This is a genomic window from Pseudomonas japonica (assembly GCF_900188455.1).
Classification (GTDB): domain Bacteria; phylum Pseudomonadota; class Gammaproteobacteria; order Pseudomonadales; family Pseudomonadaceae; genus Aquipseudomonas; species Aquipseudomonas japonica.
Genome location: NZ_FZOL01000019.1, coordinates 56,932 through 83,522 on the forward strand (window position 1 = coordinate 56,932; position 26,591 = coordinate 83,522).

Below are 26,591 nucleotides of genomic sequence, written 5' to 3' on the forward strand. Positions count from 1 at the left end.
GCGCATGAGCCGACTCAGCGCCGGAACAGGTCGTTGAGCTGGGCGAAGGACAGCGCCTTGTCACCGTGATCGAAACGCCCCTCTCCACGAATCCGCGTCGCGGCCTCGAAGAACGCACCGTAGGCAACCCGGGCCAGGGACGAACCGACGCTGATGCGCTTGACGCCCAGGGCCTGCAGATCATCGAACCCGAGATTGACCCCGGCCAGCCCCATCAGCACGTTGACCGGCTTCGGTGCCACGGCCTTGACCACCCGCTGGATCTCTTCCGCGCTGCGCAGGCCGGGGGCGTAGAGTACGTCGGCGCCGGCTTCGGCGAAGGCCTGCAGACGGGCGATGGTGTCATCGAGGTCGTTGCGACCGTGCAGCAGGTTTTCCGCGCGGGCGCAGAGCATGAAGGGGAAATCCAGGCTGCGGGCGGCGGCCACCGCGGCCTCGACCCGCTCCACCGCGCGATGGAAGTTGTAGATCGGCTCATCGCTGCGCCCCGTGGCGTCTTCGATGGAGCCGCCCACCAGGCCGATGCGCGCTGCCTGAAGGATGGTTTCGGCACACCCGGAGGGCTCGTCGCTGAAACCGTTTTCCAGGTCGGCGGCGACCGGCAGAGCTGTGGCACCGACGATGGACGCGGCATTGACCAGGACTTCGTCGCGGCTGATCGCACCCTCGGCGTCAGGCCTGCCGAGGGAAAACGCCAGGCCGGCGCTGCTGGTGGCCAGGGCCTCGAAGCCGAGACTGGCGAGCAGTTTCGCCGAGCCGGCATCCCAGGGGTTGGGAATCACGAACGTACCGGGGCGCTCATGCAGCGCTTTGAAGGCTTCGGCACGCAGGGTTTGCACATCCATGGTGGTACTCCCAGAGCAGACGACGGGAAATCACAGCAGGCCGAGTTGTTCGACCTCCGGTCCCCGGTCGGGTTCATGCAGGACCGGCAGCCCCGGCAGGCGCTCCATCAACCCGTGATGGAAACGCTGGGCCAGGGCCGCGGCCAGGCGGTTGTCGGCGGTATGCAGGAAAACATAGGGGCTGCGGCCTTCCTCGATCCAGGCGGCGACCTTGTCCAGCCACGGCAGGAGGAACGGCTCGTTGGCGGCAAGCTCGGGATGACCGATGAAACGCACCTGCGGGTGCTGGCTGAAGGCCGTGGGCCGTGGTGGCACCCGTGGTTTCTTGGACTGGGCATGCAGCACGCTGGCCTCGCGGGACGTGCAGCTGAACAGCGCTCGCGGATCGAGGCAGATGCGTTCGATGCCGCGCTCGTGCAGCAGGCGATTGAGCTGGCGCTCCTCCTCGCCCTTGGCGAAGAAGGCGTCGTTGCGCACCTCGACGGCCACCGCCACGCCGATCTCGTCGATGAAGTGCATCAGTTCACCCAGGCGCGCCGGACCGAAACTCGCCGGCAGTTGCAGCCAGTACGGCGCGACCCGCGCGCCCAATGGCTGGAGCAACTGCACGAAGGTGCGTGCGGCTTCCAGTTGCGCGTACAGATCGCCGCTGTGGCTGATATCACCGGGAAACTTGGCGGTGAAGCGAAAGTGCGCGGGCATGATCTGCGCCCAGCGCTGGACCGTGGCCGGTGCCGGCCGGGCATAGAAGGTGGTATTGCCCTCGACGGCATTGAACACCTGGCAGTACAGGCCAAGGAAATCGCTGCTTTTCGCGTCGGCGGGATACAGGTAGTCGCGCCAGGCGTTTTCGCTCCAGGAGGGACAACCGAGGAAATAAGGTAGGGATGCTGAGCTCATTGGCTCAAATGTACAGATCCAGCCCCAGTACTTCCATCTCCCAATCGACGAAGCCGGCAGTGGTCAGGTAACTGGCCAGGGCACCCGCGGTGCGCCGATCGCGGGCGCGGGGGAAGATCATGTCCTGGGGACGGGCGGGCAGGTTGGCGGTGCTGCGCTGGGCATTGCCCGCGTTGCCCGCGGGTTGCGCCTCGACTTCGCCGACGATGTCGTCATCCGACTCCTCCACGCGCACCGGCCCTTTGCGCTGGGGGCGCTTGAGCGGGTAACTCTGCGAGGAAAAACCGTCGATGCGCATGGCGAATAATCTCAGGGCGATGATGGCAATTTAGCGGCACCTGAGATCCCTTGCAAATGCGCTACTGATAACTGGACCACATATACACAATTTGGTTTACGGCCAACGGCGATAAACGACAGGAGGTCATCAGCCCTTCTTGGGGGTCGCCACCTTGTCGCGCAGGTAGACCGGTTGGGCCTGCTCCGCGGGAACGCCTTCGCCACGCTGCCAGGCGAACTGCGCCAGGGTCAGCAGGTCCAGCGCATGGGGCAGCATGCTGGCGTCCTGGCCCTCGACCTCGACCGCCAGACGCTCCGCGTAACCCCAGCCAGTGCCGGCGCCGAACCACGCGCCAGTGGCTCCCTCGGCAAGCGTAACCTGCTCGGGCGGCAAGACCGCTTCCAGGCCCTGCAGACGCATCTCCCCGGCGACGTCCTCGTAGCAGCCCCAATAGACTTCGTCCATGCGCGCATCGATGGCCGCCGCCACACGGTGCGCGCCGTGCTCGCGCAAGGCACGCTGGGCCAGCACCGCCAGGTTGGAAATCGGCAGCACCGGACGCTCCAGAGCAAAGGCCAGGCCCTGGACCACGCCGATGGCGATGCGCACACCGGTGAAGGCGCCCGGACCGCGCCCGAAGGCGATCGCATCGACGTCTTTCAGGGTGACACCGGCCTCGGCCAGCAAGGTCTGGATCATCGGCAGCAGCTTCTGCGCGTGCAGGCGCGGAATCACCTCGTAGTGGCTGGTGATCTTGCCATCGTGCAACAAAGCGACAGAGCAGGCTTCAGTGGCGGTATCCAGGGCCAGCAAGGTGGTCATCGAGGGTTCCAGGCGAGAAAAAAAGAGCGGCAGTATAAACGACAACGGCCCGCAAGCGGGCCGTCGACGATGAAGCGGAGGGGATCAGCTCAGGGCTGCAAGCACCTTGGCGGTGATCGCTTCGACCGAGCCGACGCCAGGAATGTGGCTGACCTTCGGCTTGCCATTGGCGGCTTCCAGCTTCTGGTAGAAGTCCACCAGCGGCTTGGTCTGCTCGTGGTAGACCTTGAGGCGGCCACGCACGGTTTCTTCGTTGTCGTCCGGACGCTGGATCAGGTCCTCGCCGGTGACGTCATCCTTGCCTTCAACCTTCGGCGGGTTGTAGACCACGTGATAGACGCGACCGGAATCCAGGTGCACGCGGCGACCGGCGATGCGCTGGACGATCTCTTCGTCGTCGACAGCGATCTCGACCACGGCATCCAGCGAAACGCCGGCGGCAACCATGGCTTCAGCTTGAGGAATGGTGCGCGGGAAACCGTCGAACAGGAAACCGTTGGCGCAGTCGGCCTGGGCGATACGGTCCTTGACCAGGTTGATGATCAGGTCATCGGAGACCAGCTTGCCAGCATCCATCACGGCCTTGGCTTCCAGGCCCAGCGGGGTGCCGGCCTTGACCGCGGCACGCAACATGTCGCCGGTGGAGATCTGCGGAATACCGAATTTTTCGGTGATGAACTTTGCCTGAGTACCTTTACCGGCCCCGGGAGCTCCCAGCAGAATTACGCGCATCTTGTGCTCCTCATTTTTTATAAGCAAATCAATGGATTCGCAGGATTGGCGAATCGCAGGAAATCGGGCGATGACCGCAAATCGGTCAAAAGGCTGCCCAAGATACACAGCGCACCGGGACCATACAAGCGGTCGAAAGTCGGAAAAACCTGCGACACGAAGCCACGGTGCATACGGGTTGCGCCCGGCGCAACCGACTGCCAAAACGGTCATTTCCTACGAGCCTCGGGGTGCCATCCGACACCCCGAAGCTACTCATCTGACACTCAACCCGTGTTGCGCAAACCCGCCGCGATACCCGCCACCGTCACCAGCAGGGCCTGCTCCAACGGGCTGTCCAGAGCGGCTTCACGTCCCCGCGAGCGGGCCAGCAGTTCGGCCTGGAGCAGATGCAGGGGGTCCAGGTAGGTATTGCGCAGGCGGATGAACTCCAGGGTCGCCGGACTGTGCGCCAGTAGCACTGACTGCCCGGTCAGACCCAGCACCACCTGGCACGCCTGCGACAATAGGTCGCGCAGATGCTCCCCCAAAGGTCGCAGTTCTGGTTGCACCAGACGTTCGTCGTAGGAACGGGCGATTTCCGCGTCGGCTTTGGCCAGAACCATCTCCAGCATGTCGATGCGCGTGCGGAAGAACGGCCACTCCTCGCGCATCTGCGCCAGCAGCGGGCCCTGACCCCGCGCCAAGGCATCGCTCAGCGCCGCCTCCCAGCCGAGCCAGGCTGGCAGCATCAGGCGGGTCTGGGTCCAGCCGAAGATCCACGGAATCGCCCGCAGGCTTTCGATGCCACCGGCCCGGCGCTTGGCCGGCCGGCTGCCCAGCGGCAGGCGACCGAGTTCCTGCTCCGGCGTGGACTGGCGGAAGTACTCGACGAAGTCCGGATTCTCCCGCACCACGCCCCGGTAGGTCCTGACCCCGTCGGCGGCCAGCTGGTCCATCAGCTCACGCCAGGCCGGCCGCGGCGGTGGCGGAGGCAGCAAGGTGGCTTCGAGGACCGCGGCCAGGTACAGGTTGAGGTTCTGTTCGGCGATATCCGGCAAGCCGAACTTGAAGCGGATCATCTCGCCCTGCTCGGTGGTGCGGAAGCGCCCGGCCACCGAGCCCGGCGGCTGCGACAGGATCGCCGCGTGGGCCGGACCGCCACCCCGCCCGACAGTACCGCCGCGACCGTGGAACAGCAGCAACTCGACTTCCTGCTCGCGGCAGATCCGCACCAGGGTTTCCTGTGCCCGGTACTGCGCCCAGGCCGCGGCGGTGGTGCCGGCGTCCTTGGCCGAATCGGAGTAGCCGATCATCACCTCCTGCGGACCGTGCAGGCCCGCGCGGTAACCCGGCAGGCCCAGCAGGCGCTGCATCACCGGGCCGGCGTTGTCCAGGTCGGCGAGGGTTTCGAACAGCGGTACCACGCGCATCGGCCGCAGCAGGCCGGCCTCCTTGAGCAGCAACTGCACCGCCAGCACATCCGAAGCGGCGCCGGCCATGGAGATCACGTAGGAGCCCAGCGACGCCGCCGGCGCCGCGGCGATCTCGCGACAGGTGGCAAGCACTTCGGCGGTGTCGGCCTGGGGTTTGAAGTGCGCCGGCAGCAGCGGCCGGCGATTGTTCAGCTCACGCTGGAGGAAGTCGATGCGGGTGTCTTCGTCCCACTCGGCATAGCGGCCGAGACCGAGGTAATCGGTGATTTCGCTGAGCGCGGCGCTGTGCCGGGACGAGTCCTGGCGCACGTCGAGACGAACCAGGAACAGGCCGAACGTCACCGCGCGGCGCAGGCAGTCGAGCAACGGACCATCGGCGATCACCCCCATGCCGCACGCGTGCAGGGACTCGAAACAAAGGTGCAGCGGTTCGAACAGTTCGCGGTTGTCCTGCAGCACCTGCGGACCGGGGGCCTGCGCCGTGGTCAGGGCGGCCTGGGCCCAGGCCCGGGTCTCGCGCAGGCGCTCGCGCAGTGGTTTGAGCACCGCGCGATACGGCTCGGCGCAGTCGCCGACCTTGGCGCGCAAGGCGGGACTGGCCTGCTGCATGGACAACTCGGCGGCGAGGGAATGCACATCGCGCAGGAACAGGTCGGCGGCCATCCAGCGCGCCAGCAGGAGGACTTCGCGGGTCACCGCGGCGGTGACGTTGGGGTTGCCATCGCGGTCGCCGCCCATCCACGACGCGAAGCGGATCGGCGCCGCCTCCAGCGGCAGGCGCAGGCCGGTGGCGGCGTGCAGGGCCTGGTCGGCCTTGCGCATATGGCTGGGGATGGCCTGCCAGAGGGAATGCTCGATCACCGCGAAACCCCACTTGGCTTCGTCCACCGGGGTGGGCCGGGTGCGGCGGATCTCCTCGGTGTGCCAGGCCTCGGCGATCAAGCGTTGCAGGCGCTCGCGGATCTGCTCGCGCTCGGCGGGGGTCAGGTCGCGGTGATCCTGGGCCGCCAGTTGCGCGGCGATGGCATCGTATTTCTGGATCAGCGTGCGCCGCGCCACTTCGGTGGGGTGGGCGGTCAGTACCAGTTCGATATTCAACTTGCCGAGCTGGCGGGCCAGGGCGTCGTCGGTGTGGCCGGCAGCCTTGAGCCGGGCCAGCAGTTCCGGCAGCACCCGCGCCTCGAAAGGCTCCGGCTGATCGGCATCGCGGCGGCGGATCAACTGGTACTGCTCGGCGATATTGGCCAGGTTGAGAAACTGGTTGAAGGCCCGGGCCACCGGCAGCAACTCGTCGTCGGCGAGGTCGGCGAGGGCCGAACTGAGCTGTTCTTCGCCACCGCTGCGATCGGCCTTGGCACTGTGCCTGATCGCCTCGATCTTCTGCAGGAAGGCTTCGCCGTGCTGCTCGCGCACGGTGTCTCCCAACAGCTCGCCCAACAGATGGACATCTTCTCGCAAGCGCACATCGATATCGGTCATCAACCTTCTCCGTACCTGGAAACATTGCCTTCTTGCAGAGTGCCCCAGTACCGGTCGTGCTTTCAAGGCACGGACGCGGACGAACTGGCTACGCTTTAACCAGTTCCAATGGTCTTACGGAGGGCATCATGAAAATTCGCGAACTCGTGCAGTCCTGGGAACAGAACGCCAAAGGACGTCTCAGTCCCACCGGCCACATCCTGCACCTCGATGTCGAAGCCACCGCACGCCTGGCGGCGCTGGCCGAGATGTACCCCAAGCGCAGCCCGGAGGAACTGCTGGGCGAGCTGCTCGGCGCGGCGCTGGAAGAACTGGAAGCCAGCTTTCCCTACATCCAGGGACAACAGGTGATCGCCACCGACGAAGAAGGTGACCCGCTGTATGAAGATGTCGGGCCAACCCCGCGTTTTCTTGCCCTTTCACGCCAGCACCTGCACGCCCTGAACCCGCCCGGAGAAGGCTCGGGCCACTGAAATTTCCGGGGCCGCGAGGCGGCCCCTACCCTCCTTTCACACGAAAAGTTCCCGCCCTTTCGCACTGACCAATCAGTCAGAAAAAGTCGCCATCAAGCGGCAATTTTTCTGAACTTTTGCGAAAACGCCCGACTCCGAGCCATTAGCCACTACGGCAAAAATCCCTCCCGGGCCCTGATCCGGTGAGGCGTGTCGATGGACTGTTACGGACCTCGTCGTTCATCAGGAGTGATCCAATGGAGTTGACCACCATGAAGACCCGCATCGAGAAATCCCCGTTCCAGCTGCGCGGGATCAAACTGGCCGCCCTGGCCCTGGGCAGCAGCCTGGTTCTCGCTGGTTGCGCCGGCAAGCCACCCACCGAGCAGTACGCCGTGACCCAATCGGCAGTGAATGCCGCGGTCAGCGCCGGTGGCACCGAATACGCCGCCGTGGAAATGAAAGCCGCGCAGGACAAGTTCAAGCAGGCCGAAATCGCCATGCACGACAAGCAGTACGACGAGGCGAAGATGCTCGCCGAGCAGGCCGAATGGGACGCCCGCGTCGCCGAGCGCAAGGCCCAGGCCATGAAAGCCCAGAAGGCCGTGCAGGATGCCCGCCAGGGTGTTCAGGACGTGCGCGAGGAAGGCATGCGCGCCGCCGACCCGATGCAGCCGCAGCCATAAGCGCCGCCGACCCGTGCATTCGAAATCGATCAAAGGATGAACATTATGCGTAACCACGTGATGATTCCCGCCCTCCTCGCCCTGAGCATGGGCCTGGTGGCCTGCGCCACCCAACCGAACCCGAACCTGGAATCGGCCCGGAGCAACTTCTCCGCCCTGCAGAGCGATCCGCAGTCGAGCAAGGTCGCCGCTCTGGAGACCAAGGACGCCCAGGACTGGCTGAACAAGGCCGACAAGGCGTACATGGACAAGGAAGACGCGAAGAAGGTCGATCAACTGGCGTACCTGACCAACCAACGTGTCGAAGTGGCCAAGCAGACCATCGCCCTGCGCAGTGCCGAAGCCAACCTGAAAAACGCCGCCGCGCAACGCGCCCAGGCTCGCCTGGATGCCCGCGACGCGCAGATCAGGAAGCTGCAGGAAAGTCTCAATGCCAAGCAGACCGAACGTGGCACCCTGGTGACCTTCGGTGACGTGCTGTTCGACTTCAACAAGGCCGAGCTCAAAGCCAGCGCCTACCCGAACGTCACCAGGCTGGCGCAGTTCCTCCAGGAAAACCCTGACCGCAAGGTGATCGTCGAGGGCTACACCGACAGCGTCGGCAGTGCCAACTACAACCAGACCCTGTCCGAGCGCCGCGCCAACTCGGTACGCATGGCGCTGGTACGGGCCGGCGTCGACCCGACCCGCATCGTCTCCCAGGGCTACGGCAAGGAGTACCCGGTGGCCGACAACAGCAGCAACTCGGGCCGCGCGCAGAACCGTCGGGTGGAAGTGACCATTTCCAACGACAACCAGCCGGTGGCGCCGCGCAGCGTGAGCAGCCTGCAGTAACGGTTGCCAACTGGAATGAAAAATCCCGCCTCGTCAGGCGGGATTTTTTGCTCTACCCGGTAGGAGCTGGCTTGCCTGCTCCTACGGGGATCGTCGGCCAATGTTCACTTCACCTCCTGCGGCGTCTCCTGCCCCATGCAGCGCACCGCCTGCTTCTTGTTGTCCACCAGCACGCCGGTCAGACCTTTCTGCTGCATGTCGAACAGAACCAGCACGCCATCGATGCACTGGGCCATTTGCGGCGCGGGGTTGATCGACAGCTTGTAGTCCTCCCCCGGCACGCTCTTGAGCATGGTGAACTCCGACAGCAGCAGCGCATCCTCCGGTTTGGCGAAATGCAGGTAGCCGTAGTACCACAGGGCGCAGACCGTACCGACGATGCTGCAGACACCGGTGATGATCAGGGGGATGGCGTTGCGTTCTTCACTCATTGCGACTTCTCGTCAGGATAATTGGGGACTTCGGCCAGGCGGCGCAGGCCGTTGAAATGCTCGGGGTCATCGAGGAAACGCAGCATGACCTGGCGCCAGGTCGGATCGCCGAAGGTCTGCACGTGCCCACCGCGTACCAGTTGCAGCACCCGCGGCGGCGGTGCGGCCTGGTACAGGCGGATGCCGTTGGCCATGGGCACCAGGGCATCATCGATGCTGTGGAAGATCAGTTTCGGCGTGCGCTTCAGCTGCGCGATGGAGTGGATCGCGCTGTCACCATCGGGGACCAGCCACGACAGCGGCACCTGCAATGGCCAGGTCAGCCACGACGTGCTCAGGGCGAAGCGCCCGACCTCGCGATAGCTCGCCGGCACGCCGTCGAATACCAACGCCTTGAAGCGCGCCTGCTGTTCCGGGTGCTGCGCCAGGTAGTGGATCGCCATGGCCCCGCCAAGACTCTGGCCCAGCAGCACCTGCGGCTTGCCCTGCACCTCCGGCGCCTGGTCCAGCCAGGCCAAGGCGGCGCCGATGTCCTGGTAGACCTCGGGCAAGCTCGGCTTGCCCTGGGACAGGCCGTAGCCGCGGTAATCGATCATCAGCACCTGGTAGCCCTGCTCCGGCAACCAGTAGCTGGCGCCGAGATGCCAGGCCAGGTTGCCGCCATTGCCGTGCAGGTGCAGCACCGTGCCCTTCACCTCGACGCCTGCGCTGGCCGGCAGCCACCAGCCATGCAGACGGGTGCCGTCGGCGGCGGTCAGGGTCACGTCGCGCCAGGCGATCCTGGCCTTCTCGGGGGTGAACGGCTGTCCCGGCTCGGGATAGAACAACAGCGAACTGCAACCGGACATCCCCAGCAACGCCAGGCACAGGAAAAGAATCCCGCGCCAGCGTTCAGAGAATGTTCGAGTAGTCGGCTTCAATCCGGTCCAGGCTCAGGTGGTTGAGGAAGTTGGAGAAACACATCCACGCCGACAGGGCGTTGAGGTCACGGAACTGCTCCGGCAGGTACTTGGGCGGCGCCACCAGCCCTTCGTCCACCAGCTGGCGCAGGGTGCGCATGTCCTCCAGGGTGGTCTTGCCGCAGAACAACAGCGGGATCTGTTCGAGCTTGCCCTTGCGCACGGCCAACTGAATGTAGTTGTAAACCATGATGAAGCCCTTGAGGTAGGACAAGTCTTTGGTGAACGGCATGCCATCGGGCACCGAGCCCCGGAACACCCGGCTGGCATTGGAATAGCTTTCCGCCATCTCGAAGCCCTGGGCGCGGAAGAACTCGAAGACCTGAAGGAAGTCGGCGCCCTCCTCGACCATGTGGATGGCGCGGGTACGGTTGGTCAGCTTGCGCAGGCGGCTCGGGTAGGAGGCGAAGGCGATCACCTCCATGAGAATCGCCAGGCCTTCCTGGGTCACCGTCGACGAGGGCGGGCCCTTGGCGAGGAAGGTGCAGATCGGCTGATTGAGGCCATTGAGGGTGGTGCCGACATGCACCAGGCCCTCGTGGACCTCCAGGGCGCGCACGTCACGGCTGTTGAACATCGCGTCGGCGCGAATCTTGATGTAGTCGGCGCCCGCCGCGGCATCGGCGACGATACCGTCGGACTCGAACACGCGGATGGTTTCCTCGGCCTCGCCGAACACCTTGTTCAGGCGCTGCTGGAGGATTTCCACGGCCTGCTTGGCGCTGAGGCTTTTCGGCTCGTCCTTGAGGTCGCCGCGACCGTCGATGTTGTTCAGGTAGTCCGAGAGCATCAGGCCGAGGTCGGCCAGGGTCGGATCGCCGGCGTGGAAAGCGTCGGAGGCGGCACCGTAGAGTTCCTGGGAAATCAGACCGAAGTCCTCGGTGCCGCGCGCTTCGAGCATGCGCACCACCATGCGGTATTCCTTGCACATGCGCCGCATGATCTGCCCGACCGGGTTGAACTGCCCCAACTGACGGGTGATATCACGCTCGATGTTCTGGAATTCCAGCTTCAACGCGGCGGAATCGAACGACAGTGGCCGGTTCAGGTAATAGGCGCGGTCCACCGCCGGCGGCTCCTTGCCCTTGGCCTTGAGGAAGCCCTGGCGAATGCCGTCGTCCCATTTCACCGCATCAAGCACGCGAATCGGTGTCTGTGCCTGGACAATGCGGTCTGACAGGGCCCGGATCGTCTGCTGGTACTCGTCCACGCTCACTCCTCGTTTCTCTTTATTTGCCGGCCCGCTGGAAGCGCGCCACTTCGACGAACAGGTCGGAGTTGGCCGGATCATCCAGATACGCCAGCACACGCTCGGTCGGGCTGTCGATCAACACCCCGTCGCCATTCTCATCGGGCATTTCAACGGTGCGGCCGCTCAGTTCCTTCTTGTCTAGGGCCTGGGTGACCTGCTCGACATCGAGGTTGTAGACCACCAGCTCGTTGTTATCGATCACTTCGAAACCGCCGATGAGGAAATTGCCGCCGAGTTTCTTCGGCACACCGGCGGAGAGGTACCAGCGGTTGCCATGGTGGGACACGGTAAAGGCGTATTCCTCGCGCGGCTTGCCCTTGGCGCTGGCCACGGCCTTGTAGGCGTTGCCGCCGGTGCGACTGATCCGCAGGGTCAGCGGCTCGCCCCAGGCATCCTTGCTCGACCAACTGCCGAGCAGCGCCTTGGGCGCCGCCTCGTTGGCCGGAATGGGCTCGTTGAAGGTCACCAGGCAGCCGTTCAACAGCAGGAAGGACAGGGCCAACAACACGCGCCAGGGGGTCATCGAAATCTCCTTGAAGGCGCTCGCGGCTTATTCCGCCGCCAGCACCAGATGCAGGTAACGGACAAGAATAGCGAGCATCTGCCCTTCAGCCTGCGGTTTTGCGGCATCGAGCAGCCCCTGATACTCCATCTGCTCGATGATTGCCGTCAATACAATGGCGTCCTGTTGCGGCTGACGCGAGCCCACCACCTGCAGGAGCTGGCAGGTGCCACGCAGGAGAATCTGCTCGTGGGCCCTCACCAGTTCGGCCAGGCGCGGACACAGCAGGGCTTCCTGGCGGAAGGCCTGCTCGGCCATGAGGAAGTCGCGTCGGTTGTGCAACTGGCGCTGGACGTACTCGGCGGTCATCTGCGCCACCTCGTCGGCCAGCCGCGCGCGGGAGGCCGGGCTGCCGTCGCCTTGGGCGACGAGCTGGTGCAGGAGCACCTCGGTGTTCTCCCACAGCTTGGCCATGTAGGCGGCGCTGCGCTCGACGTACTGGGCGAAGGTGTCGCTGAGCAGGTCCTGGATATCGTTGAAGTAGTAGGTGGTGGCGGACAGCGGCACACCCGCCTCCGCCGCGACGGCGCGATGGCGCACGCCACGCACGCCGTCACGCACGACGATGCGCATGGCCGCGTCGAGAATCTGCTGGCGGCGCTGCTCGCTGCCCTGGCGGCTGGCCTTGCGGCCCTGGTACTGGACGCTTTCGGCGACCGCGGTGGCGACGCCGGCGGCGCCTTGTTGAGCCATTGCGGGAGTCACTGGGGTTACCTCGGGTTCGGTGAGCGGGGGCCGCTGTGCGGCCCTTTCGCGGGCAAGCCACGCTCCTACAGAGGAACGCGCGCCCCGTAGGAGCGTGGCTTGCCCGCGAAGGACCGCACATTTTGAAGGACATGAAAAAGCCGCCTCGAAAGGCGGCTTGTTCAGATCACTCAGGCCTGCGGACGCATGTGCGGGAACAGGATCACGTCGCGGATCGACGGCGAGTTGGTCAGCAGCATGACCAGACGGTCGATACCGATGCCTTCACCCGCGGTCGGCGGCATGCCGTATTCCAGGGCGCGAACGAAGTCGGCGTCGAAGTGCATGGCTTCGTCGTCACCGGCGTCCTTCTCGGCCACCTGGGCGAGGAAGCGCTCGGCCTGGTCTTCGGCGTCGTTGAGCTCGGAATAGGCGTTGGCGATCTCGCGGCCACCGATGAACAGCTCGAAGCGGTCGGTGACGTTCGGGTTGCGGTCGTTGCGACGGGCCAGCGGCGAGACTTCGAACGGGTATTCGGTGATGAAGTGCGGCTGCTCCAGCTTGCTCTCCACCAGTTCTTCGAAAATCATCACCTGCAGCTTGCCCAGGCCTTCGTGGCCGAGAACCTTGGCACCGGCCTTCTTGGCGATCTCGCGGGCCTTGTCGACATCCAGCAGATCGGCTTCGGTCAGCTCCGGGTTGTACTTGAGGATCGAGTCGAACACCGACAGGCGCACGAACGGCTCGCCGAAGTGGAACACCTTGTCGCCGTACGGCACGTCGGTGGTGCCCAGGACCAGTTGCGCCAGCTCGCGGAACAGTTCCTCGGTGAGGTCCATGTTGTCGGTGTAGTCGGCGTAGGCCTGGTAGAACTCGAGCATGGTGAATTCAGGGTTGTGCCGGGTCGAGACGCCTTCGTTGCGGAAGTTGCGGTTGATCTCGAAGACCTTCTCGAAGCCACCGACCACCAGGCGCTTCAGATACAGCTCCGGCGCGATACGCAGGAACATCGGCATGTCCAGGGCGTTGTGGTGGGTTTCGAACGGCTTGGCCGCGGCGCCGCCGGGGATGGTCTGCAGCATCGGCGTCTCGACTTCGAGGAAGTCGCGCTTGGCCAGGAAGCTGCGGATGTGCGAGATGACCAGGGAGCGCACGCGGAAGGTTTCGCGGGTTTCCTCGTTGACGATCAGGTCGACGTAGCGCTGACGATAGCGCTGCTCGGTGTCGGTCAGGCCGTGGTGCTTGTCCGGCAGCGGGCGCAGCGACTTGGTCAGCAGGCGCACGCTGGTCATTTCCACGTACAGGTCGCCCTTGCCGGAGCGGGCCAGGGTGCCTTCGGCGGCGATGATGTCGCCGAGGTCCCAGGTCTTCACCGCGGCCAGGGTTTCTTCCGGCAGGGTCTTGCGGTTGACGTAGACCTGGATGCGCCCGGTCATGTCCTGGATGACCATGAACGAACCGCGGTTGAGCATGATGCGACCGGCTACCTTGACCGGGATCGCCGCTGCTTCCAGCTCTTCCTTGGTCTTGTCGACATACTGCTTCTGCAGGTCGTTGCAGTAGCTGTCGCGGCGGAAGTCGTTGGGGAAGGCCTGGCCCTTGGCGCGCTCGGCGGCAAGTTTTTCCTTGCGCAGGGCGATCAGGGCGTTTTCTTCCTGTTGCAGGTCTTGCGATTCGGTCTTGAGGTCGCTCATATCGTCATTCTTTCCATCAGGTATTCGTTGCCCTTTTCGGGCAGGGCACGCGCTCCCCGGCGCAAGGCCGGGGTCCCGCGGCAGTGGTGTGCGGCTTACAGCCCCTGCTTGAGGCTCGCTTCCAGGTACTGGTCGAGGTCGCCGTCCAGGACCTTCTGGCAGTCACTGCGCTCGACGCCGGTACGCAGGTCCTTGATGCGCGAGTCGTCCAGCACGTAGGAACGGATCTGGTGACCCCAACCAATGTCCGACTTGCTGTCTTCCAGCGCCTGGGAGGCGGCATTGCGCTTCTGCATCTCCAGCTCGTACAACTTGGCCCGCAGCATTTTCATGGCGGTGTCCTTGTTGGCGTGCTGGGAGCGTTCGTTCTGGCAGGCCACCACGGTGTTGGTCGGCACGTGGGTGATACGCACCGCCGAGTCGGTGGTGTTGACGTGCTGACCACCGGCACCCGAGGAACGGTAGGTGTCGATGCGCAGGTCGGACGGGTTGATCTCGATCTCGACCTTGTCGTCGATCTCGGGCGAGACGAACACCGCCGAGAACGACGTATGGCGGCGGGCGCCGGAGTCGAACGGGCTCTTGCGCACCAGGCGGTGCACGCCGATCTCGGTGCGCAACCAGCCGAAGGCGTACTCGCCCTTGATGTGCACGGTGGCGCCCTTGATGCCGGCGACCTCGCCTTCGGACAGTTCGATGATGGTCGCGTCGAAACCGCGCTTGTCGGCCCAGCGCAGGTACATGCGCAGCAGGATGTTGGCCCAGTCCTGCGCCTCGGTGCCGCCGGAGCCGGCCTGGATGTCCAGGTAGGCGTTGTTCATGTCCATCTCGCCGCTGAACATGCGGCGGAATTCGAGCTTGGCCAGGTGCTCTTCGAGGTTCTGCAACTCGGTCACGACGTCCTCGACGGTGCCCTCGTCGTTCTCCTCGACGGCCATGTCGAGCAGGTCCTTGCAGTCGGCCAGTCCGCCGGAGAGCTTGTCCAGGGTTTCGACGACCTGCGCCAGCATGGCGCGCTCGCGGCCCAGGCCCTGGGCGTATTCCGGCTTGTTCCAGACGTTCGGGTCTTCGAGCTCGCGGTTGACTTCGATCAGGCGGTCATGCTTGTGATCGTAGTCAAAGATACCCCCGAATGGACTCGGAACGCTCGGTGAGGTCCTTGATGGTATTCAGAATCGGGTTGATTTCCATGGGCGGGCAGCTCTCGTGCGTAATTCGGTGAAAAGCCGGGGAGTATAGCGCAGGCGGGGGGACGCACGACAAGCAGGAAGCTACAAGCGGCATTGGCGTCTTGCATACCCGTAGGAGCTGGCTTGCCTGCGAAAGGAGCGCGTAGCGGTCCCGAATGAATGCGGCAATGAGATCTTCGGGACCGCGTTGCGGTCCTTTCGCAGTGGTTCGTCACACGACAAGCCAGCTCCTACAAGGGCCCGTGGAGCGCAGCAATCAGGCCACGCCGACCCGGTTGCGCCCGTTGTTCTTGGCCTGGTACAGCGCATCGTCCGCCGCCGAGATCAGTTGCCGGCAATGGCTGCCGATGGCCGGGGTGTGGGTGGCCAGGCCGATGCTCACGGTCAGCCAGGAGTCCGGCTGCGGCTTGGTGTGGGCAATGCCCGCGGCCTGCACGGTCTGGCGCAGCTTTTCCGCGACCAGGCGCGCGCCGCCCGGCGAGGTGTTCGGCAGGACCAGGGCGAATTCCTCGCCACCATAACGCGCCGGCAGATCGCTGGGCCGCGCGCAGCAGGCACGGATCGCCTCGGCGACCTGGCGCAGGGCCTCGTCGCCGGCCAGGTGGCCGAAGGTGTCGTTGAACGCCTTGAAGTAGTCGACGTCGATCATCAGCAGCGACAGCTGCGCCTGTTCGCGCATCGCCCGGCGCCATTCCAGCTCCAGGTACTCGTCGAAATGACGGCGGTTGGACAGCCCGGTGAGGCCGTCGGAGTTCATCAGCCGCTGCAGCACCAGGTTGGTATCGAGCAACTGCTGCTGGCTGACGCGCAGGGCCCGGTAGGCCTCGTCGCGCTGCAGCAGGGTCATATAGGAGCGCGAGTGATAGCGGATGCGCGCCACCAGCTCGATGTTGTCCGGCAGCTTGACCAGGTAGTCGTTGGCCCCGGCGGCGAAGGCCGCGCTCTTGACCAGCGGGTCCTCCTTGGTCGACAGGACGATGATCGGGATGTCCTGGGTCGCCGGGTTGGCGCGGTACTCGCGGACCAGGGTCAGGCCGTCTAGGCCCGGCATGATCAGGTCCTGCAGGATCACCGTCGGCTTGATCCGGACGGCCTGGGCCACCGCCTCGTGCGGATCGGCACAGAAGTGGAAGTCGATGTTGTCTTCCTGGGCCAGGCCGCGGCGCACGGCTTCGCCGATCATCGCCTGGTCGTCGACCAGCAGGACCATCGCCGAATTCTCGTCAGCAGTTGAAAAGCCGTCGATCGGTAGATCATTCATGCGCTGTCACCTGGGCACTGCCGGCTGGCCGGCGTGGCTGAATACATATCGTCATTTCGGGAAAAATTCCATTAGTCGTGGGGCGATCCGCTCCAGCGGACGCACTTCCACGGCTGCATCAATGGCGACGGCCGCCTTGGGCATGCCGTACACCGCGCTGCTTTGCTGGTCCTGGGCAATGGTCAGGAAGCCCTGCTCGCGCATGAGCTTGAGCCCCTGCGCGCCATCGCGGCCCATGCCGGTGAGCAGCACGCCCACCGCATCGCCACGCCAGAACCGCGCCACACTCTCGAAGAACACGTCGATCGAGGGGCGATAGATTTCGTTCACCGGCTCCGCCGTATAGGCCAGGGTGCAGTCCTTGAGCAGGCGGATGTGGTGGTTGGTGCCGGCCAGCAGGACCTGACCTGGTTGCGGTGGCTCGCCCTCGCGGGCCAGGCGCACCGACTGGCCGGAGGTGCTGCTGAGCCATTCGGCCATGCCCGCGGCGAACACCTGGTCGACGTGCTGGACCAGCACGATGGACGCCGGAAACGCCTTGGGCAACCCCTTGAGCAGGACTTCCAGGGCCGCCGGCCCGCCCGCCGACGAACCGATCGCGACCAGGCCCTGGCGCTGCGCGGCCTGGCGCAACGGCGCCGAGACCGGACGCACGCTGCTGGCACGTTGCTGACCGATCAGCCAGGAGATGTTGAGGATCTTGCGCAGCAACGGCGCCGCCGCCTCCTTCGGGTCGCCGCCGCCGAGCACCGGGGTGTCGACCACATCGAGGGCGCCATGGCCCATGGCCTCGAACACCCGGTGCACGTTCTGCCGGCGATCGACGGTGACGATGACGATAGCGCAGGGCGACTCGGCCATGATCCGCTTCGTCGCCTCGACCCCGTCCATCTGCGGCATGATCAGGTCCATCAGCAGCAGGTCGGGGGGCTGCTCGGCGCAGCGGCGCACCGCCTCGGCACCGTCGCTGGCGACCCAGATCACCTCGTGCGCCGGCTCGAAGGCCAGCGCCCGGCGCAGGGCCTCGACGGCCAGCGGCATGTCGTTGACGATAGCGATCTTCATCCCTGCGCTCCCCCGATCAATTCGACCACGGCATCCAGCAAGGCATCGTCATGGAAGCTGGCCTTGGCCAGATAATAGTCGGCGCCAGCGTCCAGCCCGCGCCGCCGATCTTCCTCGCGATCCTTGTACGACACCACCATCACCGGCAGCGATTGCAGACGGCTGTCGCGGCGCAGCAGCGTGACCAGCTCGATACCGTCCATGCGCGGCATGTCGATGTCGGTGATCAGCAGGTCGAAATCCTCGCTGCGCAAGGCGTTCCAGCCGTCCATGCCATCCACCGCCACCGCCACCTCGTAGCCGCGGTTGCTCAGCAGCTTGCGTTGCAGCTCGCGCACGGTGAGCGAGTCGTCCACCACCAGCACACGCTTGCGCGCCACTTCGCGGGCCGCGCCGCGGCGCTCGATACGCTCCAGGCGCCCGGTGCTGAGGAGCTTTTCCACCGAACGCAGCAGGTCCTCGACGTCGACGATCAACACCACCGAGCCGTCGTCCAGCAGGGCACCGGCGGAGATGTCCTGGATCTTGCCCAGGCGCGCGTCCAGCGGCATCACCACCAGCACCCGCTCGCCGATCAGGCGGTCCACGGCCACGCCGTAGAGGGTGTCACGCTCGCGGATCACCACAACCTTGATGCTCTGCTCGCTGTTCTGGCTGACCGGACGGTTGAGCAACTGACTGGCCGAGACCAGGCCGATATGCCGCGCCTCGTGCCAGAACTGCTGGCGCCCCTCGATCTGCACGATGGCTTCGGGCGGCAGCTCCAGCGTGCGTTCGATATGGGCCAGGGGGAAGGCATAGGCTTCGCCGCTGACTTCCACCACCAGGCTGCGCACTACCGACAGGGTCAGTGGCACTTCCAGGTGGAAGCGGCTGCCCTGGCCGTCGCTCTGGGTCATCTCGATCTGTCCGCGCAACTGGCGGACCATATGCTGCACCGCGTCCAGGCCGACGCCGCGACCGGACACCTCGGTGACCTTGTCGCGCAGGCTGAAGCCGGGCAGGAAGAGGAAGGTCAGCAGTTCCGCCTCGCTCATCTGCGCCACGGTCTCGGCGGGCGACAGGTTGCGCTCGACGATGCTGCGACGCAGGCGTTCGAGATCGACCCCGCCACCGTCGTCGCTGAGTTCGAGAATCAGCAGTCCGGCCTGATGCGAGGCACGCAGGCGAATGCTGCCCTCGCTCGGCTTGCCCGCCAGCAGGCGCCGCTCGGGCATTTCGATGCCGTGGTCGACAGCGTTGCGCAGCAAGTGGGTCAGCGGCGCTTCGAGCTTTTCCAGGACATCGCGATCGACCTGGGTCTTGTCGCCCTCGATCTCCAGGCGCACCTGCTTGCCCAGGGAGCGGCCGAGATCGCGGACCATACGGCTCTGCCCGGTGAGGACATCGGCGAACGGGCGCATGCGGCAGGCCAGCGCGGTGTCGTAGAGCAATTGCGCGCGCTGCCCGGCCTGCCAGCCCAATTCGTCGAAATCGGTCACCTGCTGCATCAGCATCTGCTGCGCCTCGCCCAGCAATTGCTGGGTCAGGGCCAGGGCTTCACGGACCTCATCGCCCTGCTCTCCCGCCTCGATCTGCGCCTTGAGCCCGTCAAGGGCGCGCATGCTCTGCCCATGCACCCGCTTGAGACGCTGCAGCGTGGCGAGAAACGGCTTGAACCGCTGGGTTTCCACCAACGCCTTGCTGGACAGGTCGAGCAGGCTGTTGAGGCGTTCGGCGGTGACCCGCAGCACACGCTCGCCGCCTTCGGCGCTCTTGCCCTTGCGTGGCGGGCGCGGCTCGGGTTCCGGCTCGGCTTCGGCCTCGACGTCAGGCTCGGGAACCACGGGCGCGGGCAGCGGCTCGGGCTCGACCAGCGGCGCCACGCTCGGCGCGACCAGGGGCGCCGGTGCAACCACCGCACCGGGCTGCAACAGACTGGCCACCTGCACCAGGAACGCCTGCACCGCCGCGTCGACGGCGGCATCCCCCGGCGTGGCGATGCGCATCAGCAGGTCGGTGCCCTGGAGCAAGGCATCGATATGTTCCGGACGCAGGCGCAGGCGCCCTTCCTGCGCTTCGACCAGGCAATCCTCCATGACATGGGCGACGCTGACCCCGGCATCGATGCCGACGATCCGCGCCGCGCCCTTGAGCGAGTGCGCGGCGCGCATGCAGGCTTCGAGCTGGTCGGCCTGGGTCGGATTGCGCTCCAGTGCCAGCAGCCCGGCGCTGAGCACCTGGGTCTGGGCCTCGGCCTCCAGGCTGAACAGCTCCAGCAGCGAGGCATCGCGCATTTGCTCTGGGGTCATGAAAGGCTCCGGTCGACTGCGGACAACACCTGGTCTTCATCGAGAATTCGCACGCTTCGCCCGCGCCACTGCAGGACCTGACGGGTAAAGCGGTTTTCATGGCCGGCCTCGCCGTGCAGGTGCTGGTCGAGGGCGTGGATACCGTCGACTTCGTCCACCGGCAGGACCACCGCGCCACCCTTGGCCGCGAGGATCAGCATGCGCGGCATGACCCGGGCGGAATTGACCGCCGCCGGGGTCAGTTCGAGACCGAGCAGATCGATCAGGGACAGGCACGGCACCAGCGCACCGCGCACATTGGCCACCCCCTGCAGTACCCGCGAACGCTGGTGCGGCAGCGAATGCACCGGCTGCAGCGGTGCGACCTCGGCCAGACAGCGGGTGGCCAGGGCCAGCCATTCCTCGCCGAGGCGGAACAGCAGCAACGACGGCCCGTGCTCGACCTGCTCCTCGGCGGTGTCGCGGACATGCGCGTCCTGGGCCAGGGCATAGCGGTCCAGCAGGCGCGTGGCGGCCGCGGCATATACCGCGCAGTTGCGACAGTGCACGTGCTCGGCGAGCAGCGGGCAGCTCTTGTCGCCATGCACGCCGATACGGTTCCAGCAGTCGTCGATATGCTCGACGTCGCCGGTCAGCATGTTGATGCCATCGATCATCGATCAGCCTCCCGCTCACGGCGCGCGGCGCGCTCCTGCAGGCGCCGGGCGCCCACGGTATCGCCCTGGGAGGCCAGCAACGCCGCCAGGTGCGCCAGCGCCTCGGGGTGCTGCGGTTCGAGGTAGAGCGCCTTGCGGTACTGGCTGATGGCGTCGGCGCTGTCGCCGGCGGTGTCGCTGAGCAGGCCCTGCCAGTAGAACACCTGGGCCGAGGGCTCGAATTGCTTCAGGTAGCGCTGGCACGCGGCGCGGGCCTCGGCGCTGTTGCCGCCGTTGGCGAGCGCGGCGATCTGCGCCAGCAGTTGCGCGGCCTGTTCGTTGCGCTCCGGGAGCACCGCGCGACTCGCCGCTGGCGCGGGTGCGACCAGCGAACGCCGAGGGGGCGGCGCCAGTGCCGCCGGCCGGGGTGGCGGCGCTGCTGGCGCGACCGCCGGGATGGCTACCACGGGCCTGCCCGGAACGGGTTGCGCCGGCACCAGGCGCACGTAGGCGAACGACTGGGCGATGCCCAGCGGGCGCATGCCCATCCGCGCCAGCAGGCTGCCTTCGGCCGGACCGATGAACAGCACGCCATCGGCATGGGTCAGGTTCTTCAGGACCTCGAACACCCGCTGCTGGGTGGCCAGGTCGAAATAGATCAGCAGGTTGCGACAGAACACGAAGTCGTAGCTGCCCTCCCGCGCCAGCAGCGCCGGGTCGAGGACATTGCCGACTTCGAACTGCACCTGCTTCTGGACCCGCTCGCCGAGGCGATGGCCATCCTCGCTCTCGCTGAAATGCCGTTCGCGAAACGCCAGGTCGCTGCCGCGAAACGAATTGCGCCCGTACAGCGCACGCTGGGCGCGGCCGATGGAATTGGGGCTGATGTCCAGCGCATCGACGCGAAAGGCGTGGGGCGGCACACCGGCATCGAGCAGGGCCATGGCAATGGAATAGGGTTCCTCGCCGGTGGAACAGGGCAGGCTGAGGATCCGCAGCGGGCGCACCCCGCCCAGCTCCACCTGGCGCTTGCGCGCCAGCTCCACCAGCGCGGTGAACGACTCCGGGTAGCGGAAGAACCAGGTCTCCGGAACGATCACCGCTTCGATCAGGGCCTGCTGCTCCTGGTGCGACTGCTGCAGATGCAGCCAGTAGTCATCGAGGTCGACGGCGGCCAGGGCCGCGCAACGCTGGCGCAGGGCGCGCTCGACCATCGGCTCGCCGACCGAGGCGACATCCAGGCCGATGCGTTCCTGAAGAAAACGAAAGAAGCGCTGTTCGATGCTCATACCGACACCTCGAGGGCTCGTCCGTCAGGCGGAAACAGCAAGGCGCGGACCGCGTCGCTGAGCAGGTCCTGCACCCCGATCCACTGCAGCAGCCCCTGGGCGTCCTCGCGGACCGGGCCGAGATACGGCGCCTCGCGGTTGTCGACACCGTAGGGCCGGAACTCCGCGGGATCGCAGCGCAGGGTATCGCTGGCCTGTTCGAGAATCAGCCCGAGCAACAGCTCCGGACGCGACGGATCGACCCGGTAATGCACCAGCACCAGGCGTGTGCTGGTGCGCTGCGGCGCGGGCAGGCCGAAGCTGAGGGCGCTGACGTCGATCACCGGCACCAGCGCGCCACGGTGGGCCAGCACCCCGGCGACGTAGTCCGGGGCCTGGGCGATGGGCTTGAGCGGCAGGCGCGGCAGCACCTCGGCAATTTCCCGGGTATCCAGGGCAAAGCGCTCGCCGCCGACGCGGAACACCAAGAACAGGCGCCCCTGGCTGGCCACGTCCTGGTTGTGGCGGGGCTTGAGATCGTTCATCGCCACGTCAGACTTTGAACCGCGACACACCGCCGCGCAGACCGACCGCGACCTGGCTCAACTCGTCGATGGCGAAACTGGCCTGGCGCAACGACTCCACGGTCTGGCTGCTGGCGTCGCTGAGCTGAGCCAGGGCGTGATTGATCTGCTCGGCGCCGGTGGCCTGGGCCTGCATGCCCTCGTTGACCATCAGCACCCGCGGCGCCAGGGCCTGGACCTGATGGATGATCTGGCTCAGTTGCTCGCCGACCTGCTGCACCTCGAACATGCCGCGACGCACTTCTTCGGAGAACTTGTCCATGCCCATCACCCCGGCGGACACCGCCGACTGGATCTCGCGGACCATCTGCTCGATATCGTAGGTCGCCACCGCGGTCTGGTCGGCGAGGCGGCGCACCTCGGTGGCCACCACGGCGAAGCCGCGACCGTATTCCCCGGCCTTCTCCGCCTCGATGGCGGCGTTGAGGGACAGCAGGTTGGTCTGGTCGGCGACCTTGACGATGGTCACCACCACCTGGTTGATGTTGCCGGCCTTCTCGTTGAGGATTGCCAGCTTGTTGTTGACCAGGTCGGCGGCGCCCATCACCTGGTGCATGGTTTCTTCCATCCGCGCCAGGCCCTGCTGGCCGGAACCGGCGAGCACCGAGGCCTGGTCGGCGGCGGACGTCACTTCGGTCATGGTCCGCACCAGGTCGCGCGAGGTGGCGGCGATTTCCCGCGAGGTCGCGCCGATCTCGGTGGTGGTCGCGGCGGTCTCGGTGGCGGTGGCCTGTTGCTGCTTGGAGGTGGCGGCGATCTCGGTCACCGAGGTGGTGACCTGTACCGACGAGCGCTGGGCCTGGGACACCAGGCCGGTGAGCTCGCTGACCATCTCGTTGAAACCGGTCTCCACCGCGCCGAACTCGTCGTTGCGCGCCAGGTCCATGCGCACGCTGAGGTCGCCGCCGCGCAGGACTTCGAGGGCCCGCACGATACGTTGCATCGGCTCGGTGATGACACGCATCAGCAACAAGCCGCAGATGGCCGCGGCGATGATCGCCAGGGCCAGGGAAATGCCCATGCTCAGTTTGGCCGTGGCCACGGCGGCGACGATTTCGTCGGTGGCGTGATCGGCGTAGCGGCGATTCCAGTCGATCAGACCGTTGAGATGCTTGCGGCCCTCGCTCCAGGCCGGCGCCATCTCGGCCAGCAGCAGGCGCTGGGCCTCGGCGTAGTCCTTCTTGCGATAGGCATTCAGTACCGAGGCGAGGGCCGCCTGGTAGTTCTGCACGAGGCCGTTGAAGGTCTCGAAGTTGGCCATGTCCTCGGCGTCGTTCATGGTCTTGCGGTAGTTGTCCATCTGCTGGCGCAGGCGGTCTTCGTTGGCCTTGTACAGGGTCAGGTCGGCATCGGTGATGTCGCGCTGGTTGCTCAGTCCGAGCAGTTGCTGGGTCTGCACGAAACTGTCGACCCAGGCGCTACGGATCATCGAGCTGTAGTAAACGCCGGGAATGCTGTCGGAACGGACGTCCTGCTCGCTTTCCTCGATGGCCAGCAGACGCGAATACGCGGCGATGACCATCAGCGACATGATGGCGATGATCACGGCGAAACTTGCCAGGATCCGTTGGCGCAATGTCCAGTTCTTCACAATCAGCCCTCAAGCGATGTACGCGGCAGGAAAAATGGGCTGATTATAGCCCACGACCTACACGACTATGGGACTGATCCTACAGGTTTGAATGGGCAAAATGACTACGTAAGTGGCCATCTGCCCATTTTATTGACTCAGGTCGTGCGAACCTGCTTTTCCAGCTCGTTCTTGAGCATCGGGTCGAGGCGCAGTTGCCGCGCCAGTTCGTCGAGGTAGGCGCGTTCCATGAAATGCTCCTCGTCCACCAGCATGACGCTGGCCAGGTACATTTCCGCGGCCATCTCCGCGCTGCCGGCGGCGCGGGCCACATCGCTCGGGTCCAGCGGCTTGTTCAGCTCGGCGTGCAGCCAGCCGCGCAATTCGTGGTCGTTGCCGGACAGCTTGACGAACTCGCCCTCGATCAACTCGCGCTCGCGCTCATCCACATGCCCGTCGGCCTTGGCCGCGGCCACCAGGGCCTTGAGGATCGCCTGGCTGTGCTGCTCCGCCTGGGCCGGCGGCAGCCGGTCGACGGTCTGCGGTTCGCCCCTGGGCGCCGCGGCCTGCTGCGCCTGCCAGTTGCCGTAAGCCTTGTAGGCCAGCACGCCGAGGGCGGCGAGGCCGCCGTAGGTCAGCGCCTTGCCGCCGTACTTGCGGGCCTTCTTGCTGCCCAGCAACAACCCCAGGGCCCCCGCCGCCGCGGCCCCGCCACCGACACCGGAAAGCAGGCCGCCGAGGCCTCCTGTGCTCTTCGAGGCACCACCGCTCTGTTTCTGCAGCAGGTCCTGGCCGGACTTGAGCAGTTGATCGAGTAACCCGCGGGTATTCATTGCACGCCTCCTGAGGTGGAGTTTTCGGATTTGCATCGATGAAAGTTCATTGATGACTGTCTGAAAATCGACCTGATCAATAGGGAAAATACTGATGGATAAGAAGCCGATGCTAGCCGGTGGTTTTATCCGGGCTTGAGGAAATTATATTTCCGCGGATTTCGGGCATTGATCCACGGCCTTCCCTTGATCGACCCCGTCCGGAACCGGCCATCTTTCGGTAAGGAAAGTCAGGCACAAAATGTCGCATAAAGCTCGGAACGTTCACCGATCTCCGACTTTCTTGTAGGCAATTTCCCAAGCATACTCCCCGGCCCGCTTATCGGTTGCGTGGCCTGGAAAGGGTGCCTAGTCTGCGTCGGTCGTTGCCAAATCAACGACCGGATTTAGCAGTCCGCCGTTTTCGAAATCTACCAGCAACCATGTTTATGGCGGCTGTGCGCGTGGGCACCTTCTGGTGCGCCGGGTATTGGGTTTCGGAGCTCGGTCTGCTAACCCGCGTACAGTCGCCACCCTTCGTTTAGCAGCGAATCGTGGTTTTTCGACCCTCAATTTCCGAGACCCGAAACCATGAAAAAGCCAGTCCCCGATCCCCCCATCCTCTGCGTCGGTCCCGGCCTGTCCCATGAAGACGCGCTCCGCCGTGCCGAGGACCATCTGAAGAAGGCCATCGCCCTCACCTCCTATCTGCCCGCTCACACCAGCGTGAAGCATCAGCGAATGCTCAGTGATGCGCTGCTGGACATGCGGATCTGCAAGGCGTTGCTGACGGTGGCGTTGTCGCGCTCGACGGTGAGCGTGCCGGTCTGACGTGATGCCATCGCCGCTCAGCGGCGCTCTCTGATGACCCCGGTCGCCTGCCGATACTGCGTCGGGGTAAACCCGGTCAGCACCCTGAACTGCCGGGTGAACGCGCTGTGATCGGTATACCCGCACTGCAGCGCCACCTCGGTGATCGGCAGGTCGGTGTGCAGCAGGCGATGGGCGTGCTCCAGGCGTACCTTGTGGATCAGTTGCCGCGGCGTCAGGTGGAATACCCGCTTGCAGTAGCGCTCCAGCTGCGCCACGGAAATGCCAGCGATCTTCGTCAGCTCGCCCAGGGTCACCGAGCGGTGGAAGTTGCCGCGAATGTATTTGTCCACCGCGGCCAGGCGCTGGTAGGCCGGGTGCGTGTCGCTGGCTGACTGCAGGTCCACGGAGATCCCGGCCAGGCCGATGATGTCGCCATCGCGGTTGTACAGCGCCCGCTTGTGGGTCAGGCACCAGCCCGGCTCGCGGGTGCCGTACAGGTGCAGTTCCAGCTGGTCTTCCAGTACCCGTCCTTCTTCCAGCACGCGCCGGTCCTGCTCGGTATAGCCGGGGCCGAGCTGCGAGGGAAACACCTCGGCGCTGGTCTTGCCGAGCATCTGTTTCATGTGCTTCAGCCCGCAACGCTGGACCAGCGCCAGGTTGGCCAGCAGGTAGCGCGCCTGCAGGTCCTTGATGAACACCGTGGCATTGGGAATGGCATCGAACAACGGCAGCAGGAAGGCCAGGCCGGACAACAGCTCTTCGATGCTCCGCGGACGCTGCTCGGGGTTGCCCTGGCAGAGGATGGCAAAGGCGCTGGGGTTCATGTGCGTCACTCCCGTTGTTGACCGACTGGTAAAAACTCGCAGCGAAGCGGCAAGCGCGGGGCAGCTTGCCGCAGCCCGGACGCGCTGTCGAGCCTTGCTGCATGCCTTATGGAGCGTGGCTTGCAAGGCTTCAGAAAATTTCCGAAGAGTCATAGGGAAATTTCCTAACTGTGCTGATTTCGTCATCTTCCTTGAAGAAAACCATCAAGCGCCGACGCGCCGATGAGTCCACTGTATTGCCCATCGACCGG

At 65.3% G+C, this 26,591-nt stretch carries 26 protein-coding genes; 4 read left to right on the forward strand and 22 right to left on the reverse strand.

Annotated features, from left to right (window positions below):
* Window positions 1–14: 14 nt before the first annotated feature.
* From CHB99_RS21095 to ppc, 6 genes are all read right to left on the reverse strand, one after another.
* Window positions 15–845: an isocitrate lyase/PEP mutase family protein gene (locus tag CHB99_RS21095; protein WP_042121966.1), complete on the reverse strand. Its 831-nt coding sequence runs from the start codon at window positions 843–845 to the stop codon at window positions 15–17.
* A gap of 30 nt (window positions 846–875) precedes the next feature.
* Window positions 876–1,745, reverse strand: a complete 870-nt coding sequence (locus CHB99_RS21100) for a DUF72 domain-containing protein (protein ID WP_042121967.1) — start codon at window positions 1,743–1,745, stop codon at window positions 876–878.
* A 4-nt stretch (window positions 1,746–1,749) separates the two neighbouring features.
* On the reverse strand, window positions 1,750–2,043 hold the full coding sequence (locus tag CHB99_RS21105) for a hypothetical protein (protein ID WP_042121968.1): 294 nt from the start codon (window positions 2,041–2,043) through the stop codon (window positions 1,750–1,752).
* Window positions 2,044–2,172: 129 nt separating this feature from the next.
* Window positions 2,173–2,847, reverse strand: coding sequence for a tRNA (adenosine(37)-N6)-threonylcarbamoyltransferase complex dimerization subunit type 1 TsaB (gene tsaB, locus CHB99_RS21110; protein WP_042121970.1), 675 nt, complete (start codon window positions 2,845–2,847; stop codon window positions 2,173–2,175).
* 84 nt (window positions 2,848–2,931) lie between these two features.
* Window positions 2,932–3,579, reverse strand: a complete 648-nt coding sequence (gene adk / locus CHB99_RS21115; RefSeq protein WP_042121971.1) for an adenylate kinase — start codon at window positions 3,577–3,579, stop codon at window positions 2,932–2,934.
* A 266-nt stretch (window positions 3,580–3,845) separates the two neighbouring features.
* Entirely contained in the window at window positions 3,846–6,473 is a 2,628-nt protein-coding gene (gene ppc, locus CHB99_RS21120; protein ID WP_042121972.1) for a phosphoenolpyruvate carboxylase, read from the reverse strand.
* 128 nt (window positions 6,474–6,601) lie between these two features.
* Here ppc and CHB99_RS21125 point away from each other — a divergent pair, with 128 nt between their 5' ends.
* The 3 genes from CHB99_RS21125 (at window position 6,602) to lptF (ending at window position 8,445) form a co-directional block, all read left to right on the forward strand.
* On the forward strand, window positions 6,602–6,946 hold the full coding sequence (locus CHB99_RS21125) for a hypothetical protein (protein WP_042121973.1): 345 nt from the start codon (window positions 6,602–6,604) through the stop codon (window positions 6,944–6,946).
* A gap of 236 nt (window positions 6,947–7,182) precedes the next feature.
* Window positions 7,183–7,611 (forward strand): DUF4398 domain-containing protein, encoded by a 429-nt coding sequence (locus CHB99_RS21130; protein ID WP_042121975.1) that lies wholly within the window; start codon window positions 7,183–7,185, stop codon window positions 7,609–7,611.
* Between the two features lie 45 nt (window positions 7,612–7,656).
* A complete protein-coding gene (gene lptF / locus CHB99_RS21135) occupies window positions 7,657–8,445 on the forward strand; it encodes a lipotoxin F family OmpA-related lipoprotein LptF (protein WP_042121977.1) in 789 nt (262 codons plus the stop codon).
* Between the two features lie 104 nt (window positions 8,446–8,549).
* On the opposite strand, the gene CHB99_RS21140 is transcribed toward lptF, so the two are convergent.
* The 15 genes from CHB99_RS21140 to CHB99_RS21210 form a co-directional block, all read right to left on the reverse strand.
* Window positions 8,550–8,876 carry a PA3694 family proteiin gene (locus tag CHB99_RS21140; RefSeq protein WP_042121979.1) on the reverse strand — a complete coding sequence of 109 codons (327 nt, stop codon included), beginning with the start codon at window positions 8,874–8,876 and terminating at the stop codon, window positions 8,550–8,552.
* On the reverse strand, window positions 8,873–9,796 hold the full coding sequence (locus CHB99_RS21145; protein ID WP_042121981.1) for an alpha/beta hydrolase: 924 nt from the start codon (window positions 9,794–9,796) through the stop codon (window positions 8,873–8,875). Before CHB99_RS21145 ends, CHB99_RS21140 begins: the two co-directional genes overlap by 4 nt.
* A complete protein-coding gene (locus CHB99_RS21150) occupies window positions 9,768–11,045 on the reverse strand; it encodes a flavohemoglobin expression-modulating QEGLA motif protein (protein ID WP_042122179.1) in 1,278 nt (425 codons plus the stop codon). Before CHB99_RS21150 ends, CHB99_RS21145 begins: the two co-directional genes overlap by 29 nt.
* Window positions 11,046–11,064: 19 nt before the next feature.
* Window positions 11,065–11,610 carry a hypothetical protein gene (locus CHB99_RS21155; RefSeq protein WP_042121984.1) on the reverse strand — a complete coding sequence of 182 codons (546 nt, stop codon included), beginning with the start codon at window positions 11,608–11,610 and terminating at the stop codon, window positions 11,065–11,067.
* Window positions 11,611–11,637: 27 nt separating this feature from the next.
* Window positions 11,638–12,342, reverse strand: a complete 705-nt coding sequence (locus tag CHB99_RS21160; RefSeq protein ID WP_042121987.1) for a TetR/AcrR family transcriptional regulator — start codon at window positions 12,340–12,342, stop codon at window positions 11,638–11,640.
* Between the two features lie 182 nt (window positions 12,343–12,524).
* The gene (gene lysS / locus CHB99_RS21165) at window positions 12,525–14,027 is read right to left on the reverse strand and encodes a lysine--tRNA ligase (RefSeq protein WP_042121988.1); all 1,503 of its coding nucleotides are present in this window, start codon (window positions 14,025–14,027) and stop codon (window positions 12,525–12,527) included.
* Between the two features lie 95 nt (window positions 14,028–14,122).
* A protein-coding gene (gene prfB, locus CHB99_RS21170; protein ID WP_141137321.1) for a peptide chain release factor 2 occupies window positions 14,123–15,218 on the reverse strand; the annotation gives its coding sequence in 2 pieces (ribosomal slippage) (window positions 14,123–15,145 and window positions 15,147–15,218; 1,095 coding nt in all).
* 255 nt (window positions 15,219–15,473) lie between these two features.
* Window positions 15,474–16,478, reverse strand: a complete 1,005-nt coding sequence (locus CHB99_RS21175) for a response regulator (RefSeq protein ID WP_042121992.1) — start codon at window positions 16,476–16,478, stop codon at window positions 15,474–15,476.
* A 51-nt stretch (window positions 16,479–16,529) separates the two neighbouring features.
* Entirely contained in the window at window positions 16,530–17,543 is a 1,014-nt protein-coding gene (gene cheB / locus CHB99_RS21180) for a chemotaxis response regulator protein-glutamate methylesterase (RefSeq protein ID WP_042121995.1), read from the reverse strand.
* Complete coding sequence (locus CHB99_RS21185) at window positions 17,540–19,834, reverse strand: hybrid sensor histidine kinase/response regulator (protein WP_042121997.1); 2,295 nt, start codon at window positions 19,832–19,834, stop codon at window positions 17,540–17,542. Before CHB99_RS21185 ends, cheB begins: the two co-directional genes overlap by 4 nt.
* Entirely contained in the window at window positions 19,831–20,490 is a 660-nt protein-coding gene (locus CHB99_RS21190; RefSeq protein WP_042121999.1) for a chemotaxis protein CheW, read from the reverse strand. The genes CHB99_RS21185 and CHB99_RS21190 overlap by 4 nt, the downstream gene beginning before the upstream one ends.
* Window positions 20,487–21,758 carry a CheR family methyltransferase gene (locus CHB99_RS21195; protein WP_042122002.1) on the reverse strand — a complete coding sequence of 424 codons (1,272 nt, stop codon included), beginning with the start codon at window positions 21,756–21,758 and terminating at the stop codon, window positions 20,487–20,489. The genes CHB99_RS21190 and CHB99_RS21195 overlap by 4 nt, the downstream gene beginning before the upstream one ends.
* Window positions 21,755–22,282, reverse strand: coding sequence for a chemotaxis protein CheW (locus CHB99_RS21200; RefSeq protein WP_042122004.1), 528 nt, complete (start codon window positions 22,280–22,282; stop codon window positions 21,755–21,757). Before CHB99_RS21200 ends, CHB99_RS21195 begins: the two co-directional genes overlap by 4 nt.
* 7 nt (window positions 22,283–22,289) lie before the next feature.
* Entirely contained in the window at window positions 22,290–23,912 is a 1,623-nt protein-coding gene (locus CHB99_RS21205) for a methyl-accepting chemotaxis protein (RefSeq protein WP_042122006.1), read from the reverse strand.
* A gap of 137 nt (window positions 23,913–24,049) precedes the next feature.
* Window positions 24,050–24,724, reverse strand: coding sequence for a tellurite resistance TerB family protein (locus CHB99_RS21210; RefSeq protein ID WP_042122008.1), 675 nt, complete (start codon window positions 24,722–24,724; stop codon window positions 24,050–24,052).
* A 570-nt stretch (window positions 24,725–25,294) separates the two neighbouring features.
* Between CHB99_RS21210 and CHB99_RS21215 the strand changes: the two genes are divergently transcribed.
* On the forward strand, window positions 25,295–25,534 hold the full coding sequence (locus CHB99_RS21215) for a hypothetical protein (RefSeq protein ID WP_042122010.1): 240 nt from the start codon (window positions 25,295–25,297) through the stop codon (window positions 25,532–25,534).
* A gap of 17 nt (window positions 25,535–25,551) precedes the next feature.
* Here the strand turns inward: CHB99_RS21215 and CHB99_RS21220 are convergent, their stop codons facing one another.
* Window positions 25,552–26,340, reverse strand: coding sequence for an AraC family transcriptional regulator (locus tag CHB99_RS21220; RefSeq protein WP_042122012.1), 789 nt, complete (start codon window positions 26,338–26,340; stop codon window positions 25,552–25,554).
* Window positions 26,341–26,591: the final 251 nt, after the last annotated feature.

What these genes read in the sequence shown, in the direction of transcription:
- CHB99_RS21200 (WP_042122004.1), bottom strand. Translation starts at nt 22,282, where the DNA reads ATGAACGATCTCAAGCCCCGCCACAACCAGGACGTGGCCAGCCAGGGG.
- tsaB (WP_042121970.1), bottom strand. Translation starts at nt 2,847, where the DNA reads ATGACCACCTTGCTGGCCCTGGATACCGCCACTGAAGCCTGCTCTGTC.
- CHB99_RS21215 (WP_042122010.1), top strand. Translation starts at nt 25,295, where the DNA reads ATGAAAAAGCCAGTCCCCGATCCCCCCATCCTCTGCGTCGGTCCCGGC.
- CHB99_RS21160 (WP_042121987.1), bottom strand. Translation starts at nt 12,342, where the DNA reads ATGGCTCAACAAGGCGCCGCCGGCGTCGCCACCGCGGTCGCCGAAAGC.
- cheB (WP_042121995.1), bottom strand. Translation starts at nt 17,543, where the DNA reads ATGAAGATCGCTATCGTCAACGACATGCCGCTGGCCGTCGAGGCCCTG.
- lptF (WP_042121977.1), top strand. Translation starts at nt 7,657, where the DNA reads ATGCGTAACCACGTGATGATTCCCGCCCTCCTCGCCCTGAGCATGGGC.
- CHB99_RS21185 (WP_042121997.1), bottom strand. Translation starts at nt 19,834, where the DNA reads ATGACCCCAGAGCAAATGCGCGATGCCTCGCTGCTGGAGCTGTTCAGC.
- CHB99_RS21140 (WP_042121979.1), bottom strand. Translation starts at nt 8,876, where the DNA reads ATGAGTGAAGAACGCAACGCCATCCCCCTGATCATCACCGGTGTCTGC.
- CHB99_RS21175 (WP_042121992.1), bottom strand. Translation starts at nt 16,478, where the DNA reads ATGAATGATCTACCGATCGACGGCTTTTCAACTGCTGACGAGAATTCG.
- CHB99_RS21095 (WP_042121966.1), bottom strand. Translation starts at nt 845, where the DNA reads ATGGATGTGCAAACCCTGCGTGCCGAAGCCTTCAAAGCGCTGCATGAG.
- lysS (WP_042121988.1), bottom strand. Translation starts at nt 14,027, where the DNA reads ATGAGCGACCTCAAGACCGAATCGCAAGACCTGCAACAGGAAGAAAAC.
- adk (WP_042121971.1), bottom strand. Translation starts at nt 3,579, where the DNA reads ATGCGCGTAATTCTGCTGGGAGCTCCCGGGGCCGGTAAAGGTACTCAG.
- CHB99_RS21130 (WP_042121975.1), top strand. Translation starts at nt 7,183, where the DNA reads ATGGAGTTGACCACCATGAAGACCCGCATCGAGAAATCCCCGTTCCAG.
- CHB99_RS21100 (WP_042121967.1), bottom strand. Translation starts at nt 1,745, where the DNA reads ATGAGCTCAGCATCCCTACCTTATTTCCTCGGTTGTCCCTCCTGGAGC.
- ppc (WP_042121972.1), bottom strand. Translation starts at nt 6,473, where the DNA reads ATGACCGATATCGATGTGCGCTTGCGAGAAGATGTCCATCTGTTGGGC.
- CHB99_RS21105 (WP_042121968.1), bottom strand. Translation starts at nt 2,043, where the DNA reads ATGCGCATCGACGGTTTTTCCTCGCAGAGTTACCCGCTCAAGCGCCCC.
- CHB99_RS21155 (WP_042121984.1), bottom strand. Translation starts at nt 11,610, where the DNA reads ATGACCCCCTGGCGCGTGTTGTTGGCCCTGTCCTTCCTGCTGTTGAAC.
- CHB99_RS21210 (WP_042122008.1), bottom strand. Translation starts at nt 24,724, where the DNA reads ATGAATACCCGCGGGTTACTCGATCAACTGCTCAAGTCCGGCCAGGAC.
- CHB99_RS21195 (WP_042122002.1), bottom strand. Translation starts at nt 21,758, where the DNA reads ATGAGCATCGAACAGCGCTTCTTTCGTTTTCTTCAGGAACGCATCGGC.
- CHB99_RS21190 (WP_042121999.1), bottom strand. Translation starts at nt 20,490, where the DNA reads ATGATCGATGGCATCAACATGCTGACCGGCGACGTCGAGCATATCGAC.
- CHB99_RS21125 (WP_042121973.1), top strand. Translation starts at nt 6,602, where the DNA reads ATGAAAATTCGCGAACTCGTGCAGTCCTGGGAACAGAACGCCAAAGGA.
- CHB99_RS21220 (WP_042122012.1), bottom strand. Translation starts at nt 26,340, where the DNA reads ATGAACCCCAGCGCCTTTGCCATCCTCTGCCAGGGCAACCCCGAGCAG.